The organism is Streptomyces sp. NPDC057438 (assembly GCF_042802995.1).
In the GTDB taxonomy this organism is placed as follows: Bacteria; Actinomycetota; Actinomycetes; order Streptomycetales; family Streptomycetaceae; genus Streptomyces.
This window is the reverse complement of sequence record NZ_JBHVDD010000173.1, coordinates 1-6225: the sequence shown is the minus strand read 5'-3', so window position 1 is coordinate 6225 and position 6225 is coordinate 1. Positions and strand designations below refer to the sequence as shown.

At 69.9% G+C, this 6225-nt stretch carries 4 protein-coding genes; 2 read left to right on the top strand and 2 right to left on the bottom strand.

Annotated features, from left to right (window positions below; translation table 11 throughout):
* Window positions 1–323 precede the first annotated feature (323 nt).
* Complete coding sequence (locus ACFU5F_RS41940) at window positions 324–2603, top strand: M4 family metallopeptidase (RefSeq protein ID WP_383898899.1); 2280 nt, start codon at window positions 324–326, stop codon at window positions 2601–2603.
* Window positions 2604–2635: 32 nt separating this feature from the next.
* Here the strand turns inward: ACFU5F_RS41940 and ACFU5F_RS41935 are convergent, their stop codons facing one another.
* The gene (locus ACFU5F_RS41935) at window positions 2636–4924 is read right to left on the bottom strand and encodes an MMPL family transporter (protein ID WP_383898897.1); all 2289 of its coding nucleotides are present in this window, start codon (window positions 4922–4924) and stop codon (window positions 2636–2638) included.
* A 151-nt stretch (window positions 4925–5075) separates the two neighbouring features.
* Between ACFU5F_RS41935 and ACFU5F_RS41930 the strand changes: the two genes are divergently transcribed.
* On the top strand, window positions 5076–5441 hold the full coding sequence (locus ACFU5F_RS41930) for a cupin domain-containing protein (RefSeq protein ID WP_383898895.1): 366 nt from the start codon (window positions 5076–5078) through the stop codon (window positions 5439–5441).
* 87 nt (window positions 5442–5528) lie between these two features.
* Here the strand turns inward: ACFU5F_RS41930 and ACFU5F_RS41925 are convergent.
* A partial coding sequence (locus tag ACFU5F_RS41925) for a hypothetical protein (protein ID WP_383898894.1) occupies window positions 5529–6225 on the bottom strand: 697 nt, incomplete at its 5' end.

Genomic DNA, 6225 nt, shown 5'->3' with positions numbered 1-6225 from the left:
CCCGTCCCCGTCGGGGGCGGGCCCCCGGTGCTGTCGTGAACCGGACCGGTGGCCGAAACGCACCGACCGAGGGCCCCGAGGCGCGGACGGCACCCGGGAAATCCCTGGCCACCGACGGTCGTTGATCGATCAATTTCCGGCCAAACACTTGGCGTGCTCCTGACACAACACTCACACATCTGTCACTCTGTGCCCACCCCGTCTCACGACGGAGCACGCGCACCCGCATCGCAGCACTCCCTGCTCCACCCGGTGCCTCGACCCGTGCACCGGGTCCTTCGTACGGCCGCTCGTCCAACGTCGGCCGCAGCTAAGGAGTTCGCGTGAGATCCACCCCCCACAGACGTACCACGGCCACGGCCGCCCTCGTCGTCGCGGCGGCCATGCTCGCCGTCGCCGCCCCCGGCGCCCCGGCGATGGCACGCGGTGACGGCGGAGAAGGCACCGCCCGTCCCGTGGCCGCGAAGCCCGACCGCGGGTCCCTGCCCGCGAAGCTGACCCCCGGTCAGCGCGAAACCCTCATCCGCAAGGCCGAGAAGGCCACGGACACCACCGCCGACCGCCTCGGCCTCGGCGGCCGGGAGGAGTTGCGGGTCCGCGACGTCGTCAAGGACGCCGACGGCACCGTGCACACCCGGTACGAGCGCACCTATGCCGGACTCCCCGTGCTCGGCGGCGACATGGTCGTCCACGCCGCGAAGTCCGGCGCGATCGAGAGCGTCACCCGCGGTTACAAGCCCGCGCTGAAGGTGTCGGACCTCAGCGCCGACGTCAGCAGGGCCACCGCCGAGAAGCAGGCGCTGGCGGCGGCGAAGAAGGAGGGGTCCACCAAGACCGCCCCGGACAGCAGCCGCAAGGTCGTCTGGGCCGCCAAGGGCACGCCGACCCTCGCCTACGAGACGGTCGTCAGCGGCTTCCAGCACGACGACACGCCCAGCGAGCTGCACGTCATCACCGACGCGCAGACCGGCAAGAAGCTGTTCGAGTACGAGGCCGTGCACACCGGCACGGGCAACACCCGCTACAGCGGCACGGTGCCGCTCGGCACCAGCCAGTCGGGTTCGTCGTACACGCTGACCGACGCGGACCGGGGCAACCACCGCACCTACAACCTGAACCGCGGTTCGTCCGGGACGGGCACGCTGTTCAGCGGGAGCGACGACATCTGGGGCGACGGGACCCCCGGCAACCTGGAGACCGCCGGCGCGGACGCGCACTACGGTGCCGCGCTGACCTGGGACTACTACAAGAACGTGCACGGCCGCAACGGCCTGCGCAACGACGGGGTCGCCCCGTACAGCCGGGTCCACTACGGCAACAACTACGTCAACGCGTTCTGGCAGGACACCTGCTTCTGCATGACGTACGGCGACGGGTCGGGCAACGCCAACCCGCTCACCTCCATCGACGTGGCCGCGCACGAGATGACGCACGGTCTGACGTCGGTCACCGCCAACCTCGTCTACAGCGGCGAATCCGGCGGGTTGAACGAGGCGACCTCCGACATCTTCGCCGCCGCCGTGGAGTTCGCCGCCGGCAACAGCGAGGACGTCGGGGACTACCTGGTCGGCGAGAAGATCAACATCAACGGCGACGGCACGCCGCTGCGTTACATGGACAAGCCCAGCAAGGACGGCTCCTCGCGCGACTACTGGTCCTCCACGCTCGGCAACAACGACGTCCACTACTCCTCCGGCCCGGCCAACCACTGGTTCTACCTGGCCTCCGAGGGCAGCGGCGCGAAGGTCGTCAACGGCGTCTCCTACGACTCGCCGACCTTCGACGGACTGCCGGTGACGCCGATAGGCCGCGAGGCCGCCGAGAAGATCTGGTTCCGGGCGCTCACCACGTACATGACGTCCACGACCAACTACGCCGCCGCCCGTACCCAAACCCTGCGGGCCGCCGCCGACCTGTACGGGCTCGGTTCGGTCACCTACAACAACACCGCCAACGCCTGGGCCGCGATCAACGTCGGCTCCCGGATCCTCGACGGTGTGACGGTCGTTCCGCCTGCCGCGCAGTACACCCTGACCGGACAGGCGGTCACCCTGGACGTCCAGGCATCGTCCACCAACCCCGGCGCCCTGTCGTACGCGGCCACCGGCCTGCCGGACGGGCTGTCCATCGACGCGGCCACGGGACGCATCTCGGGCACCCCGACCACGGCCGGTAACTGGACGCCGACCGTGACCGTGACGGACGCGGCCGACAAGACCGGGACGGCGAGCTTCGCCTGGCGCGTGGACGAGGAGGGCAACCAGTCGGTGTTCGAGAACACCGCCGACTACCAGATCCCCGACAACGGCACCGTCGAGTCCCCGATCAACGTCAACCGGGCCGGAGCGGCGCCCAGCACGCTCACCGTGGACGTGAACATCGTCCACACCTGGCGCGGTGACCTGGTCGTCGACCTCGTGGCCCCGGACGGCACGGCGTACCGGCTGAAGAACTCCGCCTCGTCCGACTCTGCCGACAACGTGGAAGCGACGTACACGGTGGACGCCTCCGCCGAGACCGCCGCCGGCACCTGGAAGCTGCGGGTGCAGGACGTGGCCAGTCTCGACACCGGTTACATCAACAGCTGGAAGCTGACGTTCTGACGAAGCGGCACCTCTGGTTCCGTTGAGGCACGTCAGCTGCCGAGCGGTCGGTCCTGCGCCTGCGGGACCGGCCGCTTCGCCGTGTCGCCCTCCGCGTCGATGTGCGGCATGATCCGGTCCAGCCAGTGCGGGATCCACCAGGCGCGGCGCCCCAGCAGGGTCATCACGGCGGGGACCATGAGCAGGCGGACGACCGTGGCGTCGATGAGGACGCTGACGGCGAGCCCCAGACCCAGCATCTTGACCACGATGTTGTCGCTGACGATGAACGCGGCGAAGACGCTGACCATGATCAGGGCGGCGCAGGTGATGACCCGGGCGGTGATCTCCAGGGCGTGGGCCACTGCGTCGCGGGCGTCACCGGTGCGCAGCCAGGCCTCATGGACGCGGGAGAGCAGGAAGATCTCGTAGTCCATGCTGAGGCCGAAGATGATCGCGAACATCATCATCGGCACATAGCTCTCGATGGGCACCTTGCCGTTGACGCCCAGGGCGGGCCCGCCCCAGCCCCACTGGAAGACGGCGACGACGACGCCGTACGAGGCGGCGATGGACAGCACGTTGAGGACGGCCGCCTTGACGGCGACCAGCAGGCCCCGGAAGACGGCGAGGATGATGAGGAAGGCGAGGGCGACGACGACGGCGATGATGATGGGCAGCCGGCTCGCCACGATGTCACGGAAGTCGACCTGGGAGGCCGTGGTCCCGGTGACATAGCCCTGCGCCTTCGTGCCGGAGACCGAGGCGGGCAGGGTGTCGTCGACCAGGCGGTTCGTCAGGTCCGTGGTGTCGGCGCTCTGCGGCGACTCCTTCGAGTAGACCGTGCCCACCAGGACGTCCCCGTCCTGGGTGGGGGTCAACGGGGTGACGGCGTGGGCGCCCTGGACCGCGTCGAGCTGCTTCTGCGCGGTGCTCTGCAGGCTCTGGCGGTCCGAGGACGGCACCGAGGTCTGGTCGATGACGACGGTGAGCGGCCCGTTGGAGCCCGGCCCGAAGGCGTCGGTCATCAGGTCGTAGGCGCGGCGGTCGGTGAAGGAGGTGGGGTCGGCGCCGTCACCGATGTGGCCCAGTTGGATGGAGAAGAGGGGGATCGCGAGGACGGCCACGGTCGCGAGACCGGCCGTCAGGAACCGCCACGGGTGGTGCTCGACGCGCTGGGCGTAGCGGTGCCAGGTGCCGGTGATCTCCTCGCCCGCCTCGGCGCCGGTCTCGGCGATCGGCTTGCGGACGTGGAAGCGGTCGATCCGTCTGCCGATCAGGCCGAGCAGGGCCGGGACCAGGGTGAGGGCGCCGGCGATCGCGGAGACGACGGTCACGGCGGCGGCGAGTCCGAGCTTGCCGATGAAGCTCACACCGGAGGCGTACAGCCCGGCGAGGGCGACGATCACCGTGCAGCCGGAGACGAGGACGGCGTGCCCGCTGGTCGAGGCGGCGCGGCCGGCTGCCCGTACCGGGTCGTCGCCGTCCATGAGGTTCTGGCGGTGACGGGTGATCAGGAACAGCGCGTAGTCGATGCCGACACCGATGCCGATCATCGTCGCCAGGGTCGGGGAGACCGTCGCGAAGGTGAACGCGGCGGCCAGCAGACCCAGACAGGCGAGGCCGCCGATCACGCTCAGCAGGGCGGTGACCAGGGGCAGACCGGCGGCGATGACACTGCCGAAACCGATCACCAGGACGACGATCGCGACCGCGAAACCGATCAGCTCGCTGATCCGGTCGTCGGCGTCGGGGCGGGCCAGCTCTCCGAGCGGTCCGCCGTACTCCACCTCGGCCCCCGCCGAGCGCAGCGGCTGGACGGAGTCGTCGACCCCGTCGAGATAGCCGTCACCGAGAGTGGAGGGCTGCACATCGAAGCGGATCGTGATGTACGCCGTCTTCTGGTCGGAGGACAGCGGGCCGACGTTCGGCTGCTGCGACTGGTCCGAGGGCTGCGACTGCTGGGTGGTGAGCGGGTTCTGCACCGACAGCACGTGCGGCAGATTCTGCAGGTCGTCGACCGTCTCGGACATCTGGGAGCCGAGCGAGGTCAGCGCCTTGTCCTGGTCGTGCAGGACGATCTGGCTGCCGTAGCCGCCGGCCGCCGGATCGTGCTCCTGCAGCACGTCCAGGCCCTTCTGGGACTGCACGCCCGGGAGGGAGAAGTTGTCCGAGTAGTCGCCGCCGTAGGCCCGGTTCAGCGCCTGCACGGCCGCGAGGGCGACCAGCCAGGCGACGATGACGACCACGAAGTGCCGGGCGCACCACTCGCCGAGCCGCCGCAGTCCGCCCGTCGCGGCCTCGGTCCCGCCCTGCTCACCACCGGAACGGCTTGAGCGCATCGTCTCTCCTCCGGGAGCGATCTTCCGAACCCCATTACACGACGCCTCCGGAGGGCCGGCACCTTCGGCGGACGCCGGTCCCCCGGTTGGCGGCCGCGGCTTGACAGGCGGACCATGGGGAGGTGGGGCGGCCTAGCGGAAGGGAGCTGTCATGCTGGAGATCAAGACGGTCGAGAAGCCGGACGAGCGGCGCGATTTCCCCCGGGGGCACCTCGAAGCCGTGCACCTGACCGGGCTCGACTTCGCCGTGGCCACCTTCGAGCCGGGCTGGCGCTGGTCGGAGTCCGTCGGCCCCATCGCGGGGACGGAGAGCTGCCAGGTCCACCACAACGGTTATGTGCTCAGTGGACGCATGCACATCCGGATGGACGACGGCGGTGAGGGCGAGGTCGGTCCTGGCGACGTCTTCGTGTGTCCGCCGGGGCACGACGCGTGGGTCGTGGGCGACGAGCAGTGCCTGGTGTTCGACTTCGCCGGCCAGATGGCCCAGGACTACGCGAAGGCCAAGGACGGCTGAGCCGACCGGGGTGCGAGAGGGGGCGGAGGCAGGGCGTGCGCGCCCTGCCTCCGCCTGTGCACGCCCTGCCTCTGCCCGTGCGCGGCCCTAGACCCCGTCGGATTCCCGCAGGTTGTCGAGCGTCGCGTTGGTGTCGCTCTTGAGCCACTCCACCACGTCGCTCACCTCCGGCATGGTCGCGCCGTCGTCGTAGGTGGAGCCGTAGGCGCTCCACCTCATCTCGTACGTCATCCAGCCGTCGCGCACCGCGAGGGTCGCCGCCCGGCTGCCGCTGTTGTCGTCCCCCGACGTGGTGTCCTCGGTGACGAGATACGCCTCGTCACCGAAACCGGAGACCTTCTCCACGTCGTAGTCCTCGTACCGCTGGTCGTACTCGGCCCACACGGCCGTGAACTCGGGCCCGGGGTCGGTCTTCTTGTGGAGGTCCACCTGGACCGAGAAGTACGCGTCGGAGATCGAGGAGGTGGAGGACTCCTTCAGGGAGATGCTGCAGTAGCTCTCGTCGAGGGCCTCGTGCTCCAGGGCGTTGTGCACCGGCTCGGTGTCCTCCTCGGGGTACTCGTTCTTGAACGACGAGTAGTCCACCGAGGAGCAGAGGTTGGACTCGGCCCGATAGCCGCGCAGGTCCGCCTCCGTGTCGTCCTTGCCGAACAGGAAGACGCCGCCGGCCCACGCCGCGGACGCCACGACCGCGCCCACGAGCGCCCAGAGCACGGCCCGTCCGCCGGCGCCCGTCGCGGGCGGCGTCCCGAGGGGCGGGTAGCCGCCCGGCGGATATCCGCCG